Below are 21,177 nucleotides of genomic sequence, written 5' to 3'. Positions count from 1 at the left end.
ATTTAAATTTTATCAGATGAAAAAGATATTCTTCATAGCTGTTATAACTCTACTGGGCGGCAAATTAGCGCAGGCCCAACAGAGTAACCTGTCGCCGGTGAACCAGGTAAAACAAGGCTATAATCAAACAAGGGCCAATACCGATTATAGCATGATCTACCTGAAAAACATTTCAGTAACCGATACACAAAAACCACAGGTAAATAAAATAATCCTGAACTACCTCGACGCCAAAAGAACATTGGCGCTGGCAAACAAACAAGACCTCAGCGTTTACAGGCAGCAGCAGCCCGCCCTGTTCAACGACTTTAAAACAAAACTTGCCACAGTGCTGAGCAGCCAGCAAATGTCTGCGTTCCTGGCATCAAAGCCACCACTGGACGACAAGAAAAATTTATTACGAGGATTATTTTATTAGGGTGATCGCAGCGGATTTTGTCTTGGCTCAGGATTACGCTGATTTTACTGATTACCTGGATTTTTACTTTTTTGATTTATAAAGGATTAAGGGAGATAGAAGCGGATATTCGCTTTTATCTCCCTTAATTATCATTTTAAGAAAATCAAACAATCCAAAAAAAATCAAAAAAGTAAAAATCCAGGTAATCAGTAAAATCAGCGTAATCCTGAGCCAAGACAAAATCCGCGCGATCCTTTACAAAATAAAATGTTAAAGTATCAACCCCTTCCACTTTCCACCAACAGCTTCCAAAATATCTCTCACAGCCATCCCGGCTGATCTGCATTCCCTTTTGCTTAAATGTTCCCCGTCACTATCCTTTTTGTAACCAGTTACACGAAGCAAACGTAACCATTCCGGTACTATTTTCGCTCCACGGATGCCATCCAATTGCATACATGAAAATACTTTGCCAGCTACTTTCGGTTTTACTGATTGCCCTTATTCTTATTGCCGCAGGCGTACCTCATACGGCCCTCATTGTTTCACCGGATGCATTGGACAGCCTCCCTGCCGATACTTTGCCCATCGCCTCACCCGATAGCATGGATGCTCCTATCCATTACAAGGCGAAAGACTCTATCGTAATGCAGATACCCAAAAAACGTATACTCCTGTACGGTAGCGGCGATACCAAATATAAAGAAACCAACATCACCGCGGAGCGTATCAGCTTCGACCAGGAAAACGGGATGGTGGAAGCCACCAAAATGACCGACACCGCCGGCAAAGCCATTGGCCGCCCCGTAATGACAGACAACGGCCAGAGCTTCGAATCTGATACCATGCAGTTTAATATTACCTCCCGGAAAGCAAAAATTTATAATACCAGGTCGGTATACGGAGAAGGATTTATCACCAGCCAGCAATCCAAACGGATGCCGGACAATACCATCTTCGGTTTTAAAAATACTTTTACCACCTGCGATCTCGATACCCCACACTTCCAATTCCGCGCCCGCAAAATAAAAGTGATCCCCGATAAACTGGTGATCTCCGGCCCGGCTAACCTGGAAATTGAAGGCATACCCACACCGCTGTATATACCCTTCGCCATTTTCCCCATCACCCACGGTCAGCGCTCCGGGATACTGCCGCCGCAGTACGTGGTGAATCAACAGAAAGGGATAGGCCTGGAAAACGGCGGGTACTACCTCGGCCTGGGCGACAACTTCGACCTCACCACGCGGATAGACCTCTACTCGTACGGCAGCTGGGGCATCAAAGCCAGTCCCACTTACCGGAAACGCTATAAATACAACGGCGGCTTTAACTTCGACTTTGCCAACACCCGCTTCGGCGATCCGGAAGTGAAATCAGAGTTCAGTACCTCCAAAGATTTCCGGGTCACCTGGAACCATAGCATGGACAGCAAAGCACGCCCCGGTGTAAATTTCGGCGCTGCCGTGAACTTTGGCACCTCTTCCTATAACAAGTACAACGTGTATGATTACAACACACGTGTAAATAATAACATCGGGTCGTCTATTACGTTCTCCAAAACCTGGCAGGGGAAGCCCTACAACCTCACCATGGGGTTGAACCACTCCCAGAACCTGAGCACCCGTGATGTGTCTATCTCCTTCCCGGACGCCACTTTCACGGTGAACACGATCTATCCTTTCCAGCCAAAGGAAATGGTGGGCACACCAAAGTGGTACGAAAAGATCGGGATCTCATATAATACTATCCTGCGCAACCAGGCTAACTTCAAGGATTCCCTGTTTGGTAAACAAGCCATGTTTGACGCCATGCAAACCGGCATGCAGCACAATATCCCGATCTCATTCTCTATCCCGGTGTTTAAAAAAACCTTTACGTTATCACCAGGGATTAACTATACAGAATACTGGTATACCAAGAAATTCGTCCGCAAATGGGATCCCAATAAAAAGAACCTTGGATCGGATACCGCGGGTGGCGCTATTGATACCACCTACATTCCCGGATTTTACAGTGCCCGCGACATCAGCGCCAGCATGTCACTGTCTACTGCCATGTACGGTATGTACACCTTTAACAAAAACTCGAAGATCAAAGCCATCCGCCATGTGATGCGGCCCACCATGAGTGTGAGCTACCGCCCGGACCTTTCCAGTCAATATTACCATGAGCTGCAATACAACAAGGAAGGCGATAAACAAATGGTATCCGACTTCGACGGAGCCATCATCGGGGTACCTTCCCCTGGTGCTTTTGGAGGTATTAACTTCGGACTGGATAATAACCTGGAGATGAAAGTATTCTCGAAAAAAGATACGACCGGGCGCCATGAAAAGAAAATAAAACTACTGGATGGTTTTGGCATCAACGGCAGCTACAACCTGGTGGCCGACTCCTTTAAGTTGTCGACTTTCAGCTTATACGCCCGTACCAACCTGTTCGATAAACTGAACATCTCCGCCAGCGGCAATCTCGACCCCTACCAGGTAGATGCCCGCGGCCGCCGCATCGATAAATACGTGTGGCAGCAGGGAAAAATCAGCCTGGGTCGTTTAACCAACGCCAGCATTTCCATGAGCACCTCCTTCCAATCGAAAGATAAAAAGGGCGCCGCCAAAGAACAAACAATGGATTCCCTCCAAAACGTCCAGGGTGGCGACGCCGCCTTTGCCGCGCAACAACGCCAGCTGGCGCAAATACGCAACAATCCCGGTGAATACGTGGACTTCGATATCCCCTGGCGCATAGATCTTTCTTATAGCCTATCGTATACCAACACCATCATCCCCGACTCCGGGGGCGTAGTGAAACGTATCACGCAATATGTAAGTTTTAACGGCGACTTCAGTCTCACGCCCAAATGGAAGATTGGCCTGAACAGCGGCTTCGATTTTACCAACATGGAAATCGCCTACACCAACATGTATATCTCGCGGGATCTGCACGACTTCAATCTCTCCATCAACCTCATTCCCTTCGGTACCTACCGGCAGTTCAGCTTTACGATCAGCGCCAAAGCCAGCCTGCTGAAAGATCTCCGGCTTAACCGCACCAGGCAGTTCTTCGACCAGTAAGCGAATTTTGTCTTGGCTCAGGATTACGCTGATTATACTGATTACCCGGATTTTTACTTTTTTGATTTTTTTGGGATTTTTTAGATTTTATTAAATAATAATTAAGGGAGATATAAGCAAATATATCCGCTTATATCTCCCTTAATCCTTTATAAAATCCAAAAGTAAAAATCCGGGTAATCAGTATAATCAGCGTAATCCTGAGCCAAGACAAAATTCGCACACCTCTTCGAGCACCGCCACCACCGCAGCAATTTCTTTATTGTTGAGGGAAGCGAAGCCGAAGCGTAGCGCATTCTGCGATGCAGCGCCATAGTGGTATTGCCCGCCGCTTGTCATGTGCAGGCCGAGTTCCGCTGCCTTTGCAGCGATTTTTTTGAGCGGGTATTTTTTGGAGAAGCGCAACCAGATAGCCATTCCGCCGGAAGGAACCGTAAACTTTACTGCGTCGCCGAGTTTGGTGCTCAGTAAATGACAAAGCAGGTCCCGTCTTTCTTTATAAATTTTATTTGATTTTTTAAGATGCCGCTCTATGGTACCATCCGCAAGCAGGTTGGCCAATGCCTGCTCAGAAAGATTATCCCCGCGCAGGTCCATCAGCCGGCGCAGGTTGGCGGCGGCCTCAATGAAATCCGCAGGAGCAATCATAAACCCGATTCGGATAGATAGTCCCAGCGATTTGGTAAACGACCCGATGTAAATGACGTTACCTCCATGATCTGCACTGGCTAGCGGTAAAATGGGCGCCGAGCTGTAGTGGAAATCATAGTCGTAATCATCTTCTATCACAGGCAGTTTGTATTTCCGGATCACAGCCAGCAGCTTCATTCGCCGCGCTGCGCTCAGCGTAACCGTGGTAGGATGGTGATGATGCGTAACCAGGTACAGCATCTTTATTTTTCGCTTGCTGCAAAGTTGTTCAATCATATCCACATCAATACCTTCTTCATCTACCGGCACCCGCAGCAGCTTTGCGCCGAGCTGTTCGAAACAGAGGTCTGCAAAAAAATAGTTCGGACTACCAACAATTACCAGGTCATCTTTTTTAATGAGCAACGCGGCAGCCAGGTAGATAGCCATTTGCGCACCACGGGTAATCATGATGTGCGGCATACTGATGTTTAATCCGCGTGTATCAGAAAGGTACTCCAGCATCTGCTTCCGCAGCGATTCCAGCCCGGTAGCGCCACCATACATCAGCAGCTTGGCATACCGGGGACTTTCAATCACCGAGCGGCATTCCTTTACCCAGTCGGCCAGCGGCGCCAACCGCGCATCCGGGAAACCATCGTTGATGATCAGCGTACCGGCAGCCGGCGGCACACCTGCCAATGTGATGGTAGGAACCTCGTGAAATGGAAAGGCTGCTGCATCCTCATAGGGAGAGGCAGCGTCCCGGTAGGTCCTGGGCTTCATCACCGGCAAATTAGCCGCCACCATCACACCCTTGCGCGGCATTGCCACCAGCCAGTCCTGGCTCACCAGCTCATCATAAGCCGCAATCACCGTTTTCCGGTGCACCTCCAGCTGCAACGCCAATACCCGGCTGCCCGGCAGGAACAGCCCGGGTTTCAGGATCCCTTCCTGGATAAGCCCGATGAGCCGGTTGGCAATTTGCTGGTACACCGGCAATTTCAGCGTTTTATCTGTTTGTATGAGCGTTTTAAATGGCAGCATCTGGACTACTTAACAATTACAAAGTGGACTACTAAGATACTCCAGTTGATGGTAAATTTGTGGATCATTTTTAATACAAAACAATTGACGATGACAACCAGATTTTTGATGAACGAAACGGAACCAGGCGCCTACGCCGCTATGCTCGGACTGGAAAAATATCTCGCTACTACCGGCATTGCCCCGCTCCATCATGAGCTGATAAGAATACGTGCCTCTCAGATTAATGGCTGCGCCTTTTGTGTAAATAAACATAGCAAGGATGCGCTTAATTTAGGTGAAACCACGCAGCGGTTGCTGCTGCTCCCCGTATGGCGTGAATCACCGCAATTCACCGAAGAAGAAAGGATTATCCTGGCTATGACGGAAGAAATTACGCTCATCAGCGAAAAAGGTCTTACTGATGAAACCTATGAAAAAGCGCTTGCCGCATTTGGCCTGAATGGTACTGCCCAGCTGATCATGGCGGTGAATATTATTAACGCGTGGGACCGTATCGGGATTACCACCCGGCGCATTCCTCAATAAGCCCATTTAAACCAAGCGATATGGTGTCTGTAAAAACTGCCCGCAGTGAAGCCGACCTGCAGGCCTGCAGTGAAGTCATTCTTTTTCTCCGTCCCTTCCTGGAACGGGAACAGCTGTTACCCCAGCTGAAAGAAATGCAATCTGAAAAGTATGAAATTGTGTATATCACGGCAGAAGAAGATCCTTCCAAAGTGGCGGCCTTTGCAGGCTTCCGTCATATGAACAAGCTATTTACCGGGAAAACAATTTATATAGATGATCTGGCCTGCCTTCCTGAATACCAGGGCCGGGGTTATGCTGCCCTGTTGCTGGATCATATAAAAGCGCTGGCGAAAAGTGAAGGATTGCGTTCTGTACAGCTGGACTCCGGACACGGGCTGTATCCTGCGCACCGGCTGTATCACCGGCAGGGATTCCGTATCTCCGCCCACCATTTTTCGCAACCATTGTAACGGCTGCCGGTAACGATGATACCCGGGTACGGGCACACGGCGTATCACCGTTACTGTTTTTTTGCCTGTACATTCAGCGTTACTGTGAGCTTATCATCGATGGCATTATCCGGCCCCACCTGGAAGTCCTTCCGGTTAATAGTAAACTTACCGGTCAGCTGCGCCGCTTCCGCAGATACTACTGCTGTAAACGGAAAGGTGATGGTCCGAGTAATTCCCTTGATGGTAAGCGCCGCAGTGAGCTGGTACGTAGAGGGTTTGTCTGTGGCTGCAATGGCGGAAGAAACGATCTTCATCACCGGGTATTTTGCCGCATTAAAATATTTCTCCTCCAGCAGGTCCCTGTCGCGCTTACCAATACCGGTGCTGATGGTATTTACATCCACGGTAGCGTTTATTGACGACGACTTCAGATCACGCGGATCAAAACGGATACTCCCTTTTAATCCTTTGAAATAGCCATTCACCGTAGACGTAAAAACCAGGTGATTGATAATGGTAAACTGTACTTTGGAACCAGCGTCTGTGGGAACATAATGTTGCGCGTGTACAGATACACTGCAAAATGCCAGGAGGCATAACAGCCATATACGCCATGCGTTTTTGGGTGCTTTCATACCTGCTAAGTTGACCAATTCCCCGCTTATTACCAAATCATAAAAAAAACAGCAGGCAGCCCTTGCAATGCCACCTGCCGTACATCTATCATTATGAAAAAAAGCTACTTTTTACCGGTTTCTTCTTTATATGCGCTCACATATTCGTGCATAATTTCAGTGAGGCTCTCTCCTATCAATGTATAAGCATCGGTAGGTAAATTGGCCAGTGATACCCTTACCGACCATTCGGGGCCCGCAAAACCGCCACCATTCAGTAATACGATCGCTGTTTTTTCTGCCAGCCGGAAAAGAATGTCGGTGGGCTGCATTTTTTTCTGCAACCATTTCAGGAAATCATCTCCATAAATTTTCGATGCCCAGGATGCAATATCTATTTCAGAATAATAACCGGTATTAAGCGGATCTTCCAGCTGCTGTTGTTCCAGCTTATCCCACAATAGCTTCAGCCGTTTATGCACCAGCGTTTGCGCTACCTGTTTATAATTGTTTTCTTTGTCGAGCAACGCAAACAGGCTGAATAAAGTCATTTGCGTTTGCTGCGGCAACGACAATCCCGCCGTATGGTTCAGCGCCACCTGGCGGCTGTCGGCCACCATGCGGTCAATGAACTTCATTTTTTCCGGGTGCAAGGTAGTGGTACTATACCGCTTTGCCAGATCTTTTTTTGCAGTAGCCGGTAAAGCGGCAATCTGTTCATCAAAGATATTATCTTCATGAATAGCGATCACGCCTAAACGCCAGCCGGTACAACCAAAATATTTGGAGAAGGAGTATACGCAAATGGTGTTGTAGGGAATTTTTGCCAGCAACGACTGGAACCCGTTCACAAACGTGCCATATACATCATCCGTTACAATCATCAAATGGGGGTTATCTTTCTTTACAATCTTTGACAGCTTATCCAGCGCATCAGGCGCCAGCGCCCTTGATGGCGGATTGCTGGGGTTTACGCAAAACAATACTTTGATGCCGGGATCCTTTAATTTTTCCAGTTCTTCATCCGGGTACTGCCAGGTATGCCGGCCTTCTTTGGTTTCGCCCTTTGCGTTGATATACACCACTTCAAACTGGTACCGGTCCAGTTCCGGTATTTCCAGGTAAGGCGTAAAAACAGGCACCATCAATGCAATCTTTGATCCCTGTTTCAGCAGTTTATTCTGCATCAGTGAATCGAAAATATAACACATCGCCGCGGTGCCGCCTTCTACGGCAAACAGGTCGAATTTGCCTTTCTGCTTTTCCCCCCCGCACATCTCCTGAACAATATAATCATGCACAATTGGTTCCATGTGCGCCAGCATGCGGCCGGGCACCGGGTATTCATTGCCGATCACGCTTTCCGCCAGTTCAAATACAAAGGCATCGTCGTTAAACTGGTGTACGTTTTGTCCGTATAAATAGGCCTGTTGCAGCAGCGCTGCGCCAGGCGCATTTTTATGCAGGGCCAGAAAACTCTTGAAACGATCGGCAATACCGCTTTTCTCCGGCACACCGGTAAATCCATGCTCTTCGGGCATATTACGACGGCATTCTGCAATACCGAATTGCCCCAGCAGGAAGAAGGCTTCCCGTGGTGTGGCGGCGGTCCAGTTTGGATTACCACGTCCTGCATTCAGCATTACTTCAATACTCTTCTGTGCGGTGTTCTGTGCCAGTGAAATCAGCGTATCCTTCAGTTCAAAAGGGCTTAATTTCTGCAGCGCACGTTGTTCTGCCACGGTAGTTTTGATATACGACAGTCCCATAAAATGATGTTTTCGGGTCAATAGGTGAAAAAGTAACTCTGCAACATATCCTTATTGGTTGTTTTGGTAAGTCCGAGCATCAGGAGGATCCTGGCTTTCTGCGGGTTGAGGTCATCACTCACAATGGTACCCAGCGCTTTGTCGTCTACTTCATCGTATTGCGTAACGCGTCCGGAGCCAACATGACTGGAACGCACTACCACCACGCCTTTCTTTATGGCTTCGTCGATAGCGTTGTAAAAGGCTTTGTTGAAATTACCGTTGCCCACACCTGCAATAATAATTCCCTTGTAGCCGTCTTTTACAAAATTATTAATGGCTACCGGGTCTGCATCTGCATACATATAGGCGATGCCTACTTTGGGCAGTGAGGTAACGCCGGCAATATCAAAAGGGGTTGCTTTATTTGCTTTCCGCATGGCGTTCTGGTAATAGGCCACCCTGCCATCGTACACCTGGCCCAATGGTCCCAGGTTGGGCGCATAGAAGGCATCTACTTTGGTTGTATTTCCTTTTGATACATCACGGCCGTCGAAAATGCTTTCATTAAATACCAGCAGTACACCCCGACCCGCAGATTTGGGACTGGCAGCCACGGTAACGGCATCAAATAAATTTTTGGGGCCATCCGCGCTGATAGCGGTAGAAGGCCGCATGGAGCCGGTGAGCACCACCGGCTTATCCGAACGTTCGGTGAGGTTCAGGAAATACGCCGTTTCTTCCTGCGTATCGGTACCGTGCGTGATCACAATACCATCGGCTTCGTTGTTCGCATATATTTCATTGATCCGTTTATTCAGCTTCATCCAGATATCAATGGTCATATCCTGGCTGCCTACATTCGCTACCTGTTCGCCGGTAATGTCAGCAATTTTCTCAATACCCGGCACCGCTTTCAGTAAAGATGCAATAGGCACCTTACCTGCCGTGTAAGCCGCCCTGTCGGCAGAAGCGCCTTCCCCGGCAATAGTGCCGCCGGTAGCCAGGATGATCACACGTGGTTTCTGGGCAATGGAGGATATGCAAACAAATAATACAATGATTAAAGTACTTAAGATTTTCATACGTAATACCTTTAGATTGTTTGGCGGAGTTGTCAGGATATTAGAACAACGGAAGTCCGCGGATTGTTCATGCGGATTTTGTCTTGGCTCAGGATTACGCTGATTATACTGATTACCTGGATTTTTACTTTTGGATTTTTTTAGATTTTTAGATTTTCTTAAAATAATAATTAAGGGAGATAAGAGCGAATATATCCGCTTCTATCTCCCTTAATCCTTTATAAAATCCAAAAGAATAAAATCCAGGTAATCAGTATAATCAGCGTAATCCTGAGCCAAGACAAAATCCGCATCACACGCTCTCTGCGACCTTCTTCAGGCCGGCCAGCACCTGCCGCCAGTTGTCGCGCGAATGATCGCAGGCTTCCTGGTTTTCAAAATTTTCCTGGGTGATGGTAAAGCCGGTAGCGCCGTTACCGTTGCTGTTCAGGGTATAAACGATGACGGAATAGTTTTCCGGTTTATCTTCTTTGCCGGAACTCAGATAGGTGAAAGATAGTTTTTTGTCCGGCTCCATCGCCAGTACTTCGCCTTTTTCTTCGTAGTGTTGTCCTTCCCATTCACCGGACCAGATCACAGGACTGCCCACTTTCCAGTCGCTGGTAACATCTGTTCCAAAAAAATATTGTTTGATCAGGGTCTTATCAGTGATGGCGGCCCATACTTTTGAAACGGGCGCGTTGATACTGGTACTTTCCGAAAGTTTTAACTGCTTGTCCATAATACATTGTTTTTGATAGTACAATATTAAGCAACGGCTGTTCCGCCCGATTGCATTTTACGGATTAATTCTAACGGAATTGGGAGTGACCCCGAACTTCTTTTTAAAAGCATTATTAAAATGCTGGGGCGTGGAATAGCCCAGCTCATAGGCTATTTCAGCGGATGTTTTCTGTGTTCCCTGCAGGTACTGGTTAGCCAGCTCCAGGCGTTGCCCGGTGAGATAATCGAACACCGTGGAATTAAATGTTTCTTTAAAACCGCGTTTGAGTTTATATTCGTTCAGTCCTACGAGTTGCGCTATTTCACTGAGGCCAGGCGGGTTACTAAGCCGGTCGTTGATCAGGTCTCTGACAGCAATGATCTTTTCTTTATCTGTTTTATTTTTTATAAAGATGTCTTTCTTCGCGGTGTAATTATATGCTTCGGCCGATAGCACCAGCAATTCAATACTCTTTGACAGGAGGAATAATTTTTTCAGCTGACCCGTAAAACGGCAGTTCAGTATCTGGCTGATTACCTGTTGAATACCCGCGTCAATAGGGCCCCAGTTTTCAGACAGCAATACGCTTTTTCCACTCAGCACGGCTTCACAAAACCGTTGCAGGTGTTCATTCCCGTTTTCGGTAAATTCCAGGAATTGTTTTTTGGAGAACTGGATCCCGAATGTTTCTATCTCAGTGGCTTTGGGCATTATTTCGATCTCAAAGCCATTTGAATACATAATATTATGATGCCCGCCGATGAGGTCAAAAGAACGGTCCAGTTGTTTATACGAAAAAGCATAATCGCCTTTCATACCAAAATGGAGGCGTACCACATCGGTATCGTTGCTGGCACGGATTTTATCGGGCTTTGTGTAACGGGAAACGGTATGCGTTAACCGGATATCATCGCAAAACCAGTCGGTGATATCGGTAACGCTGAATGCGGTAACTAACTGATGTTGTTTATCGTGGTTCATAATGGGTCTTAAAAATACGAATATTCGGTACCTTTCGTGCAGGGGGTATCTTTGATTTGCACAATTAATACTGTCATAATTACAACTATACAAGTATTACGCCGCCTATCTTTGCCTCATTGTATTACAGCAACCCGAAATTACATTATATGAAGTACAGAACACTCGGAACAACAGACGTACAATTGTCAGCCATTGGACTGGGCTGCATGGGAATGAGCCATGCCTATGGCACACCGGACGACGTGGAATCCATTGCCACGCTGGAAAAAGCCCTGGAAATCGGGATCAATTTCTGGGACACCGCGGATGTGTATGCTGCCGGTAAAAATGAAGAGCTGATTGCGAAAGTATTGAAGCCTAACCGCAGCAAAATATTCCTGGCCACCAAATTTGGATTCACTTCTTCGCCTGCTTCGCCCGGCGCCGTGCAGTTCGATGGTTCACCCGCGTACATGAAGAAAGCCGTGGAAGCCAGCTTAAAAAGATTACAAACGGATGTGATTGATTTATATTATGCCCACCGCATCGATCCGAATGTGCCGGTGGAAGAAATGGTAGGCGCCATGGCAGACCTGGTGAAGGAAGGAAAGGTACGCTACCTCGGCCTCTCTGAAGCTTCTGTTACCAGCCTGCGTAAAGCGCATGCCGTTCACCCCATCAGCGCATTACAGAGTGAATACTCTTTGTTAACAAGGGATGTGGAGAAAGAGATCCTGCCGGCCTGCAAAGAGATGGGCATCAGCTTTGTGCCATTCAGTCCGCTTGCGCGGGGCCTCGTTACCAACGACCTCGATATATCCAATCTTGCTGACAACGACTTCCGGAAATCTCTCCCCCGCTACCAGGGCGAACATGCGGAAAACAACCGCCTGCTGGCCGCCGGATTTGCGGAACTGGCTGCCGGTAAAAACTGTACCCCTGCTCAACTGGCACTGGCATGGGTATTAGCACAGGGCGAAAATATCATCCCGATTCCGGGCACCAAAAGAAGAAAATACCTCCTCGATAACGCCGGCGCAGTAGACGTGAGTTTAACACCTGCTGATCTGCAAAACCTGGAAGACTTACTGCGGAAGTATCCCAACACCGGGGAAAGGTATAGTGAAGCAATGAACAAACTGGTGGATCGGAGCTAGTAGCGCGGATTTTGTCTTGGCTCAGGATTACGCTGATTTTGCTGATTACCTGGATTTTTACTTTTGGATTTTTTAAAGGATTAAGGGAGATAGCAGCGGATATATCGCTGCTATCTCCCTTAATTATTATTAAAAAAAATCTAAAAATCTTTAAAAAATCCAAAAGTAAAAATCCAGGTAATCAGCAAAATCAGCGTAATCCTGAGCCAAGACAAAATTCGCTTACTTCTCCTGGAAAGGATACAACGCCGTCTCCACATGCGCTTCGCGCATGTAGGCGGCCAGTTTGCGCGTAATATCGGGATGGGCGGCGGCTATGTTCTTTGTTTCTCCGGGGTCGGTGGAAAGGTCGTATAATTCCACGGCTCCATCGGGGTGTTGTGCGGCGTGGAGGCGCACGGCTTTCCAATTTCCCTGCCGCACGGCCTGGCGGCCGCCGTCTTCATGGAATTCCCAGTAGAGATAGTTATGTGGTTGCTGTCCTTTTTTACCGGTGAGGGTGGGTAGTAGTGACACGCCATCTGTATAGAGTACTGCGGGTGCGTTGGTGAGTTGCGCCAGTGTGGGCATGATGTCCCAGAAAGCGCCCTGGAAGCTGTTGGTGCTGCCGGCTTTGATGTTGCCGGGCCAGCGTGCAATAAATGGTTCACGGATACCGCCTTCGTACAGGTCGCGTTTAACACCGCGGAAACCTCCGCTGCTGTTGAAGAATGCCGGATCGGCGCCGCCTTCTTTATGCGGACCGTTGTCGCTCGTAAAAATTACCAGGGTATTTTTATCCAGGCCCAGTTCTTTTAAGCGCGCCATCACCTCTCCTACATAATTATCCAACCTGGTAACCATGGTGGCAAAGGTAGCATGCGGATATTGCTGTGAAGCGTAACCGGGCACGGTGGCGTTAGGACCGTAGTCGTTGCCTTTATAGGGCTTCTCTTCAAACTTGCCTTTAAAATGCCGGAAGAGGCTATCATCCGGCACCTGCAGCTCTGCATGTGGCAGGGTGTAGGTGAGGTATAAAAAAAAAGGTTTGTTTTTATTATCATCCAGGAAGCGGAGTGCCTGCTGCTGGATGAGATCCGGCGCATAAGTGTTCATGTGCTCCAGCCGGCCGTTTTGTTCCAGTACCACTTTGGTATCGTTGTCCCACAGGTGTGTCGGGAAAAAGCGGTGCGATTCGCGCTGGCAGTTATAGCCATAAAACCGGTCTGACCCTTGCTTCATCGGATCACCTTCCGAGCCTACCGGGCCCAGTCCCCACTTACCAAAGATGCCGGAAGTATACCCGGCTTTTTTCAGTACTTCCATTAGCGTGATAACGGTGTCGGCTATAGGCTGTTGTCCTTCGGGCTGTATTTCTTTATTGCCGCGGATAAAAGTATGACCTGTATGCAGGCCGGTAACCAGCGACGCACGGGAGGGTGCGCATACCGATGTACCTGCATAGAATTGTGTAAACCGCATGCCCTGCTTTGCCAGCTGATCGATATGGGGCGTATTGAATTTTCGTTGACCATATGCACTCAGGTCGCCATAACCCAGGTCGTCGGCCAGAATAAAAACAATATTGGGAGGGGGTGTTTTCTTTTGCTGTGCCGCTACGGGTGCGGTTAACAGGGTAAATCCTGCTGCAATGGGCAGCAATGTGTTAAAAATTTTCATGTTCATGTTGCTATACCTTGCAATTACTTCGCTGATCCAAAATACAAAGTATTCCCGTCTTTTTTCAACAATGGGGTAACGCGCGGACTAATGGGGGACAAACTGATTATTAAAGCGGAGGGAATGTCTTCCCTCCGCCTCGTGTTTTACATTTTAAATACTTTACCTCCCACCATTACTTCCTGGGTGGCTTCATCAAAGGTGGCTTTCATGCCGGTGCGGTAGGCCGCATTACCCATGATGAGTGCAATAGAATGTGAGTAGGCTGCTTCGATCGGCGCATTGGGTTGCTTACGTTCACGTACCGATGTCATCCAGTTGCGTACATGCGCGTTGGTGAGCGGGTCGCCGCCGGTGTTGGCGCTGGTGGTGGCAGCTTCGTCATTGCTGAGCGTTTGAGGCGTCAGCAGGTTGGCGTGCATCCCCATTTCCTGGGCTTCTCTTTCTGTGAGACCACCGGTAGCGCTTATTTTGTTGGTAGACATATCAATAGTGCCACCATTGGAGTAATAAATTTCTTTGGTACCGCCGGCGGAGTTGTGGAAACGGCTGCTGTACATTACCTGGAAACCGTTGGTAGGATCATTCTCCGGACCGTAGTCGAAAACTGCGGTGAGGGTATCCGGATTTTTACGGCCGTCTTTCCACATATAAATGCCGCCGTTGGCGACCGCGCTGCGTGGATGTTTCAATCCGCTGAACCAATGCACGGTGTCTATCTGGTGTGTCATCCACTGTCCGAAGATACCGGAAGAGTAGGGCCAGAAGAGGCGGTATTCGAGATATTTGCGCGGGTCCCAGCTATCCTGCGGGCGACCTGCCAGGAAGCGTTTCCAGTCGGTATCTGATTCTTTAATGGAATTTACCAGGTCCGGGCGGCGCCAGCGGCCTGGCTGGTTAACGTTCCAGGTCATTTCCACCATCGTAATGGGACCAAATTTTCCCTGCTGGATAAAGTTGGCGGCTGCATGATAGCTTGGACCACTGCGGCGCTGTGTACCCACCTGCATAATGCGGCCCGAGTCTTTCACGGCTTTGAGAGCACTGCGGGCATCTTCCATTGTTTCCGCGAAAGGTTTTTCACTGTATACGTCGCACTTGTTTTTTACTGCTTCAATGGTATGATAAGCATGCTGAAAATCGGCGGAGGCGATGAATACCGCATCCAGTCCTTTGATATTGTACAGCTCATCGTTATTCATACAGGCCTGTACATTATGCCCGGTTTTCTGCTGCAGGAAAGCCTTTCCTTCGTCCCTGCGGCGGTTCCATATATCAGATACAGCCACCAGGTCGAAGTTCAGTTCCTTGTTGTTATTAAAGAAAGATGGCAACAGGGCCTGGCGTGCGCGATCGGAGAATCCTACCAGTCCCACATTTACACGGTCGTTGGCGCCCATGATGCGGGCGTAGCTGCTGGCGGGCATTCCCATAGCACTGATCGTGAGGCCGGCTCCTGCCAGTAACGACTGTTGCAGGAATTCCCGTCTTGTTTTTTTTGATTCAGACATATAAAGGCGTTTTTTATAGTGTGTTGTTTATTTGGCGTAAGCTTCTTTCAGTTGTCCTTCGAGGTAGTCGAAGGCTGGTTTGTACTGCGTAGCAGGGTCGTCCCAGCGGCATTCCATCATAATATGACCGGTATATCCGATTTTATGCAGGGCGGCAAAATAGGGCCGGAAATCGTCGCCGGCTACACCGGGAGGTGTACGTTTATCCCTTTCCGCGATATGGCAATGTACCAGTACTGCTTTGGCATTTTCGATGCTGGCAGGAGATTCATGCTCTTTAAGCATATGATAGATATCTGCCGTAAGCCGGAAGTTAGGATGTTGTATGGCGGTAACAATCTCATTGCCTTCTGACAGGGTATTCACAAAATTAGTCTCGGTGGAATTGAGGTTTTCCATAGCAATGGTCACGTTATATTTTCCCGCCACCACTGCCATTTTACGGCACAGTTGAATGAATTGTTGTTTACATTTGGCCCGGTCTGCGCCCTCCGGTATTTTCCTGGCTTCCCCGCTGCCCAGTACAATGATCTTTATTCCGGCGATTTTTGCCCGTTGCATCACGGAGTCCACATACCCCAGCACTTTAGCTTCGTCTACTTCGTTGCCGGTTAGTTTCATGGTTCCGGGAATAAATACGTTACAACTCTGGATCTTGCATTTACTGCTGCGGATGGCATGCAGCTGTTCCCTGAACTGGGCCTCGCTCAGTGCAGGTGAAAGGATCTTCCGCACGGTTTCTTCCATGAAAGTAAACCCGTTGGCAGCAGCGAGACTGTCGTTGGAAAAAGAAGAACAGATGCCGATGGCAGGCAACGACTGTGCATTCGATTGCAAAAACGGGGAGAAGACAACGGCTAAAAGGAGTAGCAACCAAGTTTTCATAACGTCTGGTAAGTTTATGTGGAAAAAGGAACAGCTTTAAGATAATATCTAATTCCGGAAAAACAAAACAAAAAGACGGGGGCGGGAAAATGGAGGGCTATATGGTTCGCCTGGACCTGGCCGTGAACCAGGGACACAGTAGCTAAAAACACGCTTCCCGGTCGTGCCGTGACTACTTCACCGATACTTCTGAGTTGCCTCATCCATGGGTATACCATGGATCATCCATACAGTACTAATACTGTTCGCATGCACTCCCCATGCACTCCTCATGCACTAAGCATGCACTCCCCATGCACTATCTCCCCTTTTTACCCGCCGAAAAACAACACAGGCTATGATTGGTAAAACACTGGTAGGTACCCAGCGATTGACAAATCATAGCCTGTATTCTGCGTTCATCGGGATAGCCTGACGAAATAAAAGGTAATTTTTGAATTTATATGGGAAGGAAAAGCAGAAAGAAGTGCTGACTAATTATATTCCTTTTTTAAAAAGGCACTTAATTCCTGTTCGAGTTTTTGCTGTTCTGAATGGAATGGCGAAAGCCGGTACAATACATTGCCGCTACCCGTAACAATAAGATCCACTAAAAAGAAAACCGCCGTGAAAATAGATGGTTTTGCAATTCTCTCTATCATAATTTCATTTTCTTCTCTTGTTACCTGGATCGATACAAAAGCAGACTTCTCCACAAAAATACTTTGCTTGTTACCGAAATCAAATAGTTCATATGAATACCTGTCGGAAAACTTTTGCTTTAAAGTCTCCGCTAATTCGTTAATGGAAGGAAGTATTTTTGAGGCGGCAATTTTCATCTTTTTATATTTTCTATATTAATATAACTATAAATTCCGACAAACCCTCAATAAAAAAACGGTTGTTACAAATTTCCCTTCTTCATTTCACTCACCGCATAGCTCGCAGCCCTTGCCGTGAGCGCCATATATAAAAGCGAAGGGCTTTGATTGCCGGTACTCGCCATGGCAGCGCCATCTGTTACAAATACATTTTTACAATGATGCAGCTGGTTCCATTCGTTCAGCAACGAAGTACGGGCATCTTTCCCCATGCGGCAACCTCCCATTTCGTGTATGTCCAGACCCGGGGCCTGCTTGTTATCATGCTGCTGAATATTTTTACAACCTGCCTTCTCCAGCATCTCTGCACTTTGCGTCAGGAAGTCACGGATCATCTTTTCGTCGTTATCATCATAATCAACAGACATCACCAACAATGGTATGCCCCACTGATCCTTTTGATCGGTACTTAATCTCACCAGGTTGGTTGCTTTCTGAATAGTTTCTCCCTGCATATACATATAAGTGCTCCAGGCGCCCGGTTCGGATAATGCTTCCTTACACGCAGCGCCTATGCCCTCCCCGTTTCCCCGCCCGCGATGCGCGCCCATAAAAGTGGTGAACCCACCTACATAATCAGTGTCCTGGCGGTGCAGGTTCCGGTAGTTGGCAATGATAGGCTCCGTAGGATTACGCCCATAGTAGTATTGATCATCCATTCCTTCTATACCGGCACTCACCGACGCCCTGTAATTATGAAACGCTACATACTTACCCAGCAACCCGCTGTCGTTACCAAGACCGTCAGGGAAACGACGGCTGGTAGAGTTGAGCAACACCAGGTTGCTGTTCAGCGCCGAGGCATTTACAAAAATGATCCGTGCAAAAAAATCGGTGACCTGTTTTGTGTTGGTATCAATTACCCGCACACCCGTGGCTTTGCCTTTTTGTTCGTCGTAAATGATGGAATGCACAACAGAAAAAGGCCGTATCGTAAGGTTCCCGGTTTTCTTTGCCCACGGCAGTGTAGAGGAAACGGAGCTGAAGTAGCCGCCGAAAGGACATCCCCGCATACATAAATTCCTGGCCTGGCATTTTACACGGCCCTGCTGGAAATGTATTTCTTTCGGCTCGGTAAGATGCGCCCACCTTGCATGTACAAGGTGACGGTCTTTGTAATTTGCATGGATCTTTTGCTGTATCGCTGCTTCTGCGCAGTTAAGATCAAATGGCGGCAGAAATTCGCCATCCGGCATGGCTTCAATGCCATCTCGGGTACCGCATACGCCAATGAACTTTTCAACATGCGAATACCAGGGCGCAACCGTTTCATAATTAATGGGCCAGCCGGGGCCATATCCATACCGCTCGGGGGCCGTAAATTCAAAGTCACTCCAACGCTGGCAGGCACGTCCCCAGGTGAGCGACTTCCCTCCTACCTGGTAGCCGCGTATCCAATCAAATGGCTTTTCCTGTATGTAAGGATGATCTTTATCTTTGATAAAAAAATGTGCAGTATCTTCTCCAAACCCCGCAGTCTTTGAGATCAAAGGATTCTCCTGTAAAAACTCCTTCGTCATTTGCCCGCGATGCTTAAATTCCCACGGCGCTTTAGTCGCAGTCGGATAATCTTTTACATGCTCCACATTTTTTCCCCGCTCGAGCACCAGCGTTTTTAATCCCTGTTCACATAACTCTTTCGCAGCCCACCCGCCGCTGATCCCCGAGCCGATCACAATAGCGTCAAATGTATTTTGCTGAATGCCTGTTGCATTGATGAAGAAGGAACGCTCTTTCATAACATGGATTGTGGAAATGAATTGCTAAAATAGGGAAACACGGGCTATCCGCGTCACCTAAAATTTTTTCAGCAACCGTTCCAGATTAATCCCCCTTCCCAATACCGGTTTAAAAAGATCCCCTTCCGATTTGACACGTGCCAATGCGTTCTCAATGGTAAAATCGGTCATCTTTAATCCTTTCCGCACTTCCTCCCAATACAGGGGCATGGAAACCGTGGCTCCTGGCTTGGGCCGCAATGAATAAGGTGCGGCAAGCGTAGCCTTGGGCCGGTTCTGCAAATAATCGATGTAGATCTTTCCCTTCCGGTTGCGGGTCATCCGCTCAATACTGGTAAACGTTGGCAACTGCTCCTGTGCTTTGGTGGCAACCAGCTTTCCGAAAAGCTGGCACTGATCATAGGAATATTTTGCGTTCAGGGGAATATAAATGTGAATGCCCGTAGAGCCGGAAGTTTTAGGATAACTTTTAATTCCTAATCCCTCCAGTACCTCATGCACCACCTGCGCAGTTTGAATCACCTGCGCGAAAGTATTACCCTTATCGGGATCCAGGTCAATCAGACACCAGTCGGGATTATCCGGGTTATGAATGGTGCTGTTCCAGGGATTCATTTCAATGGCTCCAAGGTTAGCCATCCAGAGTAAACTGGCTTCATCTTCTACTACCAGGAAATTTTTGTCTTCCCCTTCGCTGGTGCGGTAGGGAAATTGTTTGACCCATTCAGGCGCTACAGCGGTCACATCTTTCTGATAAAAACTTTTACCTTCTATACCATTGGGAAAACGGTTAAGCGACTGGGGGCGGTGTTGAAGATAAGGAAGGATGTAAGGCGCCATCTGGTAATAGTAATTCAGCATATCCCGTTTAGTGTATCCTTCTTTAGGCCAGAATTTTTTTCCAAGGTTACTGAACTTCAACTGATGCTGGCTCACCTGTTTTACCTGTGTTGCCTCTGTTGGATTCAACAACGATTTGCGGCTGCGCGTACCAACCGGTTTGGTTAACCGCACGGTTTTCGTCTTTTCTTTTTGAGGGAGTATATCCACTAATTCAGCGGGTTCTTCGGCGGTAACAGCCTTGGCTGGCTTGTCGGTCCGCATGCCTTCAAAGCTTGGATGCCGCATGACGCCGTCGCCCGTGATTTCTGCATAGCTCACTTCACAAACCAATTCGGGCTTCAACCAGGTAGCGGTTGCCACCGGCGGGTTTGGCCGGAAGCGGGAAGGCTGGTTTACATCAGGCGTTTCTATAAAAGGACATTTCTTTATTTTCAATGGCTGAAAGCGCTGCATCAATTCTTGCTGCTGCCTGGTATTAAACCCGGTGCCGATTTTACCGGTATACCGCAGCTTCCCGTTTTCATACACGCCTACCAGCAGGGAGCTGAATGCTTTGGGAGAACCTTCGTTATTAGTAAACCCGCCGATCACTACTTCGTGCCTTTTATTGGATTTTATTTTTAGCCAGTCCCTGCTCCTGTCCTGGATATAAAAACTGTCTGCTTTCTTCGCCATAATCCCTTCCATTCCCATTTTCTTTGTAGCTGCCAGGAGATCAGTGGCGGACGTACTAAAAGATTCGCTGTAACGAATGATGTCTGTTCCCGGGATAAGGGCCTCCAGCAGCCCCCTTCTGCTGGTAAGCGGCAAGCCGGTAAGATCCTTTCCGTCGTACCATAACAGGTCAAAAATATAATAGATCAGTTCCCCATCCGCCTCGCTCCGCCAGTTTTGCAGCGCGCCAAAATGAGCGATTCCCTTTTCATTGAGTACACAAATTTCACCATCAATCACTGCATTTTTATTCAACTGCAGCAATGCCTGGTGAACAGGATAAAATTTATCATTAAAAGATTTGTTATTCCTTGATATCAGGTTTACGTCACCATTTTTACATAAGGCAACAGCACGGTAACCATCCCATTTGACTTCGTACAGCCAGCCTTCTCCACCGGGGGGCTGGTCTACCAGCGTTGCCAGCATAGGCTTCACTGTTTTGGGGAAAGGCTTCTCCGGTGCATCTGTAAAACCATACTTCCGGAATAGTGTTTGCAGTTTTCCGGACACCTTGCCGGCCTTTGCCGGGGGAGAAGATCTTTTCTTTTTAACCGTTGATGTTCGCATACTTTCTTAA

The 21,177-nt window shown here is 47.9% G+C and carries 17 protein-coding genes; 5 read left to right on the top strand and 12 right to left on the bottom strand.

The genetic code is table 11. From position 1 onward, the window contains the following. Window positions 1-16 precede the first annotated feature (16 nt). A complete protein-coding gene (locus tag ACLHR0_RS25485) occupies window positions 17-418 on the top strand; it encodes a hypothetical protein (protein WP_429050586.1) in 402 nt (133 codons plus the stop codon). Between the two features lie 440 nt (window positions 419-858). Beyond that, window positions 859-3,477, top strand: coding sequence for a putative LPS assembly protein LptD (locus tag ACLHR0_RS25480; RefSeq protein ID WP_436490443.1), 2,619 nt, complete (start codon window positions 859-861; stop codon window positions 3,475-3,477). Window positions 3,478-3,666: 189 nt separating this feature from the next. On the opposite strand, the gene ACLHR0_RS25475 is transcribed toward ACLHR0_RS25480, so the two are convergent. Further along, on the bottom strand, window positions 3,667-5,154 hold the full coding sequence (locus ACLHR0_RS25475; protein WP_436490441.1) for a PLP-dependent aminotransferase family protein: 1,488 nt from the start codon (window positions 5,152-5,154) through the stop codon (window positions 3,667-3,669). Between the two features lie 90 nt (window positions 5,155-5,244). Here ACLHR0_RS25475 and ACLHR0_RS25470 point away from each other — a divergent pair, with 90 nt between their 5' ends. Further along, complete coding sequence (locus ACLHR0_RS25470; protein ID WP_370908161.1) at window positions 5,245-5,682, top strand: carboxymuconolactone decarboxylase family protein; 438 nt, start codon at window positions 5,245-5,247, stop codon at window positions 5,680-5,682. A 20-nt stretch (window positions 5,683-5,702) separates the two neighbouring features. Continuing rightward, entirely contained in the window at window positions 5,703-6,134 is a 432-nt protein-coding gene (locus tag ACLHR0_RS25465) for a GNAT family N-acetyltransferase (RefSeq protein ID WP_429050589.1), read from the top strand. A gap of 50 nt (window positions 6,135-6,184) precedes the next feature. On the opposite strand, the gene ACLHR0_RS25460 is transcribed toward ACLHR0_RS25465, so the two are convergent. The 5 genes from ACLHR0_RS25460 to ACLHR0_RS25440 form a co-directional block, all read right to left on the bottom strand. Continuing rightward, window positions 6,185-6,751 (bottom strand): YceI family protein, encoded by a 567-nt coding sequence (locus ACLHR0_RS25460; RefSeq protein WP_436490439.1) that lies wholly within the window; start codon window positions 6,749-6,751, stop codon window positions 6,185-6,187. A gap of 104 nt (window positions 6,752-6,855) precedes the next feature. Then, the gene (aspD, locus tag ACLHR0_RS25455) at window positions 6,856-8,499 is read right to left on the bottom strand and encodes an aspartate 4-decarboxylase (RefSeq protein ID WP_436490437.1); all 1,644 of its coding nucleotides are present in this window, start codon (window positions 8,497-8,499) and stop codon (window positions 6,856-6,858) included. A gap of 17 nt (window positions 8,500-8,516) precedes the next feature. Beyond that, on the bottom strand, window positions 8,517-9,563 hold the full coding sequence (locus tag ACLHR0_RS25450) for a type II asparaginase (protein WP_436490435.1): 1,047 nt from the start codon (window positions 9,561-9,563) through the stop codon (window positions 8,517-8,519). Between the two features lie 292 nt (window positions 9,564-9,855). Continuing rightward, a complete protein-coding gene (locus ACLHR0_RS25445; RefSeq protein ID WP_429050593.1) occupies window positions 9,856-10,284 on the bottom strand; it encodes an SRPBCC family protein in 429 nt (142 codons plus the stop codon). Between the two features lie 57 nt (window positions 10,285-10,341). Beyond that, the gene (locus ACLHR0_RS25440) at window positions 10,342-11,247 is read right to left on the bottom strand and encodes a helix-turn-helix domain-containing protein (protein WP_429050594.1); all 906 of its coding nucleotides are present in this window, start codon (window positions 11,245-11,247) and stop codon (window positions 10,342-10,344) included. A gap of 149 nt (window positions 11,248-11,396) precedes the next feature. On the opposite strand from ACLHR0_RS25440, the gene ACLHR0_RS25435 reads away from it, so the two are divergent. Continuing rightward, window positions 11,397-12,386, top strand: coding sequence for an aldo/keto reductase (locus tag ACLHR0_RS25435; RefSeq protein ID WP_429050595.1), 990 nt, complete (start codon window positions 11,397-11,399; stop codon window positions 12,384-12,386). A 222-nt stretch (window positions 12,387-12,608) separates the two neighbouring features. On the opposite strand, the gene ACLHR0_RS25430 is transcribed toward ACLHR0_RS25435, so the two are convergent. From ACLHR0_RS25430 to ligD, 6 genes are all read right to left on the bottom strand, one after another. Further along, the gene (locus ACLHR0_RS25430) at window positions 12,609-14,045 is read right to left on the bottom strand and encodes an arylsulfatase (RefSeq protein WP_436490432.1); all 1,437 of its coding nucleotides are present in this window, start codon (window positions 14,043-14,045) and stop codon (window positions 12,609-12,611) included. Window positions 14,046-14,191: 146 nt separating this feature from the next. After that, the gene (locus ACLHR0_RS25425; protein ID WP_429050597.1) at window positions 14,192-15,556 is read right to left on the bottom strand and encodes a Gfo/Idh/MocA family protein; all 1,365 of its coding nucleotides are present in this window, start codon (window positions 15,554-15,556) and stop codon (window positions 14,192-14,194) included. Window positions 15,557-15,583: 27 nt separating this feature from the next. Then, a complete protein-coding gene (locus tag ACLHR0_RS25420) occupies window positions 15,584-16,441 on the bottom strand; it encodes a sugar phosphate isomerase/epimerase family protein (RefSeq protein WP_436490429.1) in 858 nt (285 codons plus the stop codon). A gap of 473 nt (window positions 16,442-16,914) precedes the next feature. After that, entirely contained in the window at window positions 16,915-17,259 is a 345-nt protein-coding gene (locus tag ACLHR0_RS25415) for a hypothetical protein (protein WP_429050599.1), read from the bottom strand. A 65-nt stretch (window positions 17,260-17,324) separates the two neighbouring features. Then, on the bottom strand, window positions 17,325-19,040 hold the full coding sequence (locus tag ACLHR0_RS25410) for a GMC oxidoreductase (protein WP_436490427.1): 1,716 nt from the start codon (window positions 19,038-19,040) through the stop codon (window positions 17,325-17,327). A 57-nt stretch (window positions 19,041-19,097) separates the two neighbouring features. Then, entirely contained in the window at window positions 19,098-21,167 is a 2,070-nt protein-coding gene (ligD, locus tag ACLHR0_RS25405; RefSeq protein WP_436490425.1) for a DNA ligase D, read from the bottom strand. Window positions 21,168-21,177 lie beyond the last annotated feature (10 nt).

Source organism: Chitinophaga sp. ARDCPP14, from assembly GCF_051362515.1.
In the GTDB taxonomy this organism is placed as follows: domain Bacteria; phylum Bacteroidota; class Bacteroidia; order Chitinophagales; family Chitinophagaceae; genus Chitinophaga.
This window is presented reverse-complemented; position numbering and strand designations above follow the sequence as displayed.

Excerpts from the sequence above, each read along its gene's own strand:
- aspD (WP_436490437.1), bottom strand. The coding sequence starts at position 8,499 with ATGGGACTGTCGTATATCAAAACTACCGTGGCAGAACAACGTGCGCTG.
- ACLHR0_RS25465 (WP_429050589.1), top strand. The coding sequence starts at position 5,703 with ATGGTGTCTGTAAAAACTGCCCGCAGTGAAGCCGACCTGCAGGCCTGC.
- ACLHR0_RS25450 (WP_436490435.1), bottom strand. The coding sequence starts at position 9,563 with ATGAAAATCTTAAGTACTTTAATCATTGTATTATTTGTTTGCATATCC.
- ligD (WP_436490425.1), bottom strand. The coding sequence starts at position 21,167 with ATGCGAACATCAACGGTTAAAAAGAAAAGATCTTCTCCCCCGGCAAAG.
- ACLHR0_RS25445 (WP_429050593.1), bottom strand. The coding sequence starts at position 10,284 with ATGGACAAGCAGTTAAAACTTTCGGAAAGTACCAGTATCAACGCGCCC.
- ACLHR0_RS25440 (WP_429050594.1), bottom strand. The coding sequence starts at position 11,247 with ATGAACCACGATAAACAACATCAGTTAGTTACCGCATTCAGCGTTACC.
- ACLHR0_RS25425 (WP_429050597.1), bottom strand. The coding sequence starts at position 15,556 with ATGTCTGAATCAAAAAAAACAAGACGGGAATTCCTGCAACAGTCGTTA.
- ACLHR0_RS25480 (WP_436490443.1), top strand. The coding sequence starts at position 859 with ATGAAAATACTTTGCCAGCTACTTTCGGTTTTACTGATTGCCCTTATT.
- ACLHR0_RS25435 (WP_429050595.1), top strand. The coding sequence starts at position 11,397 with ATGAAGTACAGAACACTCGGAACAACAGACGTACAATTGTCAGCCATT.
- ACLHR0_RS25475 (WP_436490441.1), bottom strand. The coding sequence starts at position 5,154 with ATGCTGCCATTTAAAACGCTCATACAAACAGATAAAACGCTGAAATTG.
- ACLHR0_RS25415 (WP_429050599.1), bottom strand. The coding sequence starts at position 17,259 with ATGAAAATTGCCGCCTCAAAAATACTTCCTTCCATTAACGAATTAGCG.
- ACLHR0_RS25470 (WP_370908161.1), top strand. The coding sequence starts at position 5,245 with ATGACAACCAGATTTTTGATGAACGAAACGGAACCAGGCGCCTACGCC.
- ACLHR0_RS25430 (WP_436490432.1), bottom strand. The coding sequence starts at position 14,045 with ATGAAAATTTTTAACACATTGCTGCCCATTGCAGCAGGATTTACCCTG.
- ACLHR0_RS25420 (WP_436490429.1), bottom strand. The coding sequence starts at position 16,441 with ATGAAAACTTGGTTGCTACTCCTTTTAGCCGTTGTCTTCTCCCCGTTT.
- ACLHR0_RS25460 (WP_436490439.1), bottom strand. The coding sequence starts at position 6,751 with ATGAAAGCACCCAAAAACGCATGGCGTATATGGCTGTTATGCCTCCTG.
- ACLHR0_RS25485 (WP_429050586.1), top strand. The coding sequence starts at position 17 with ATGAAAAAGATATTCTTCATAGCTGTTATAACTCTACTGGGCGGCAAA.
- ACLHR0_RS25410 (WP_436490427.1), bottom strand. The coding sequence starts at position 19,040 with ATGAAAGAGCGTTCCTTCTTCATCAATGCAACAGGCATTCAGCAAAAT.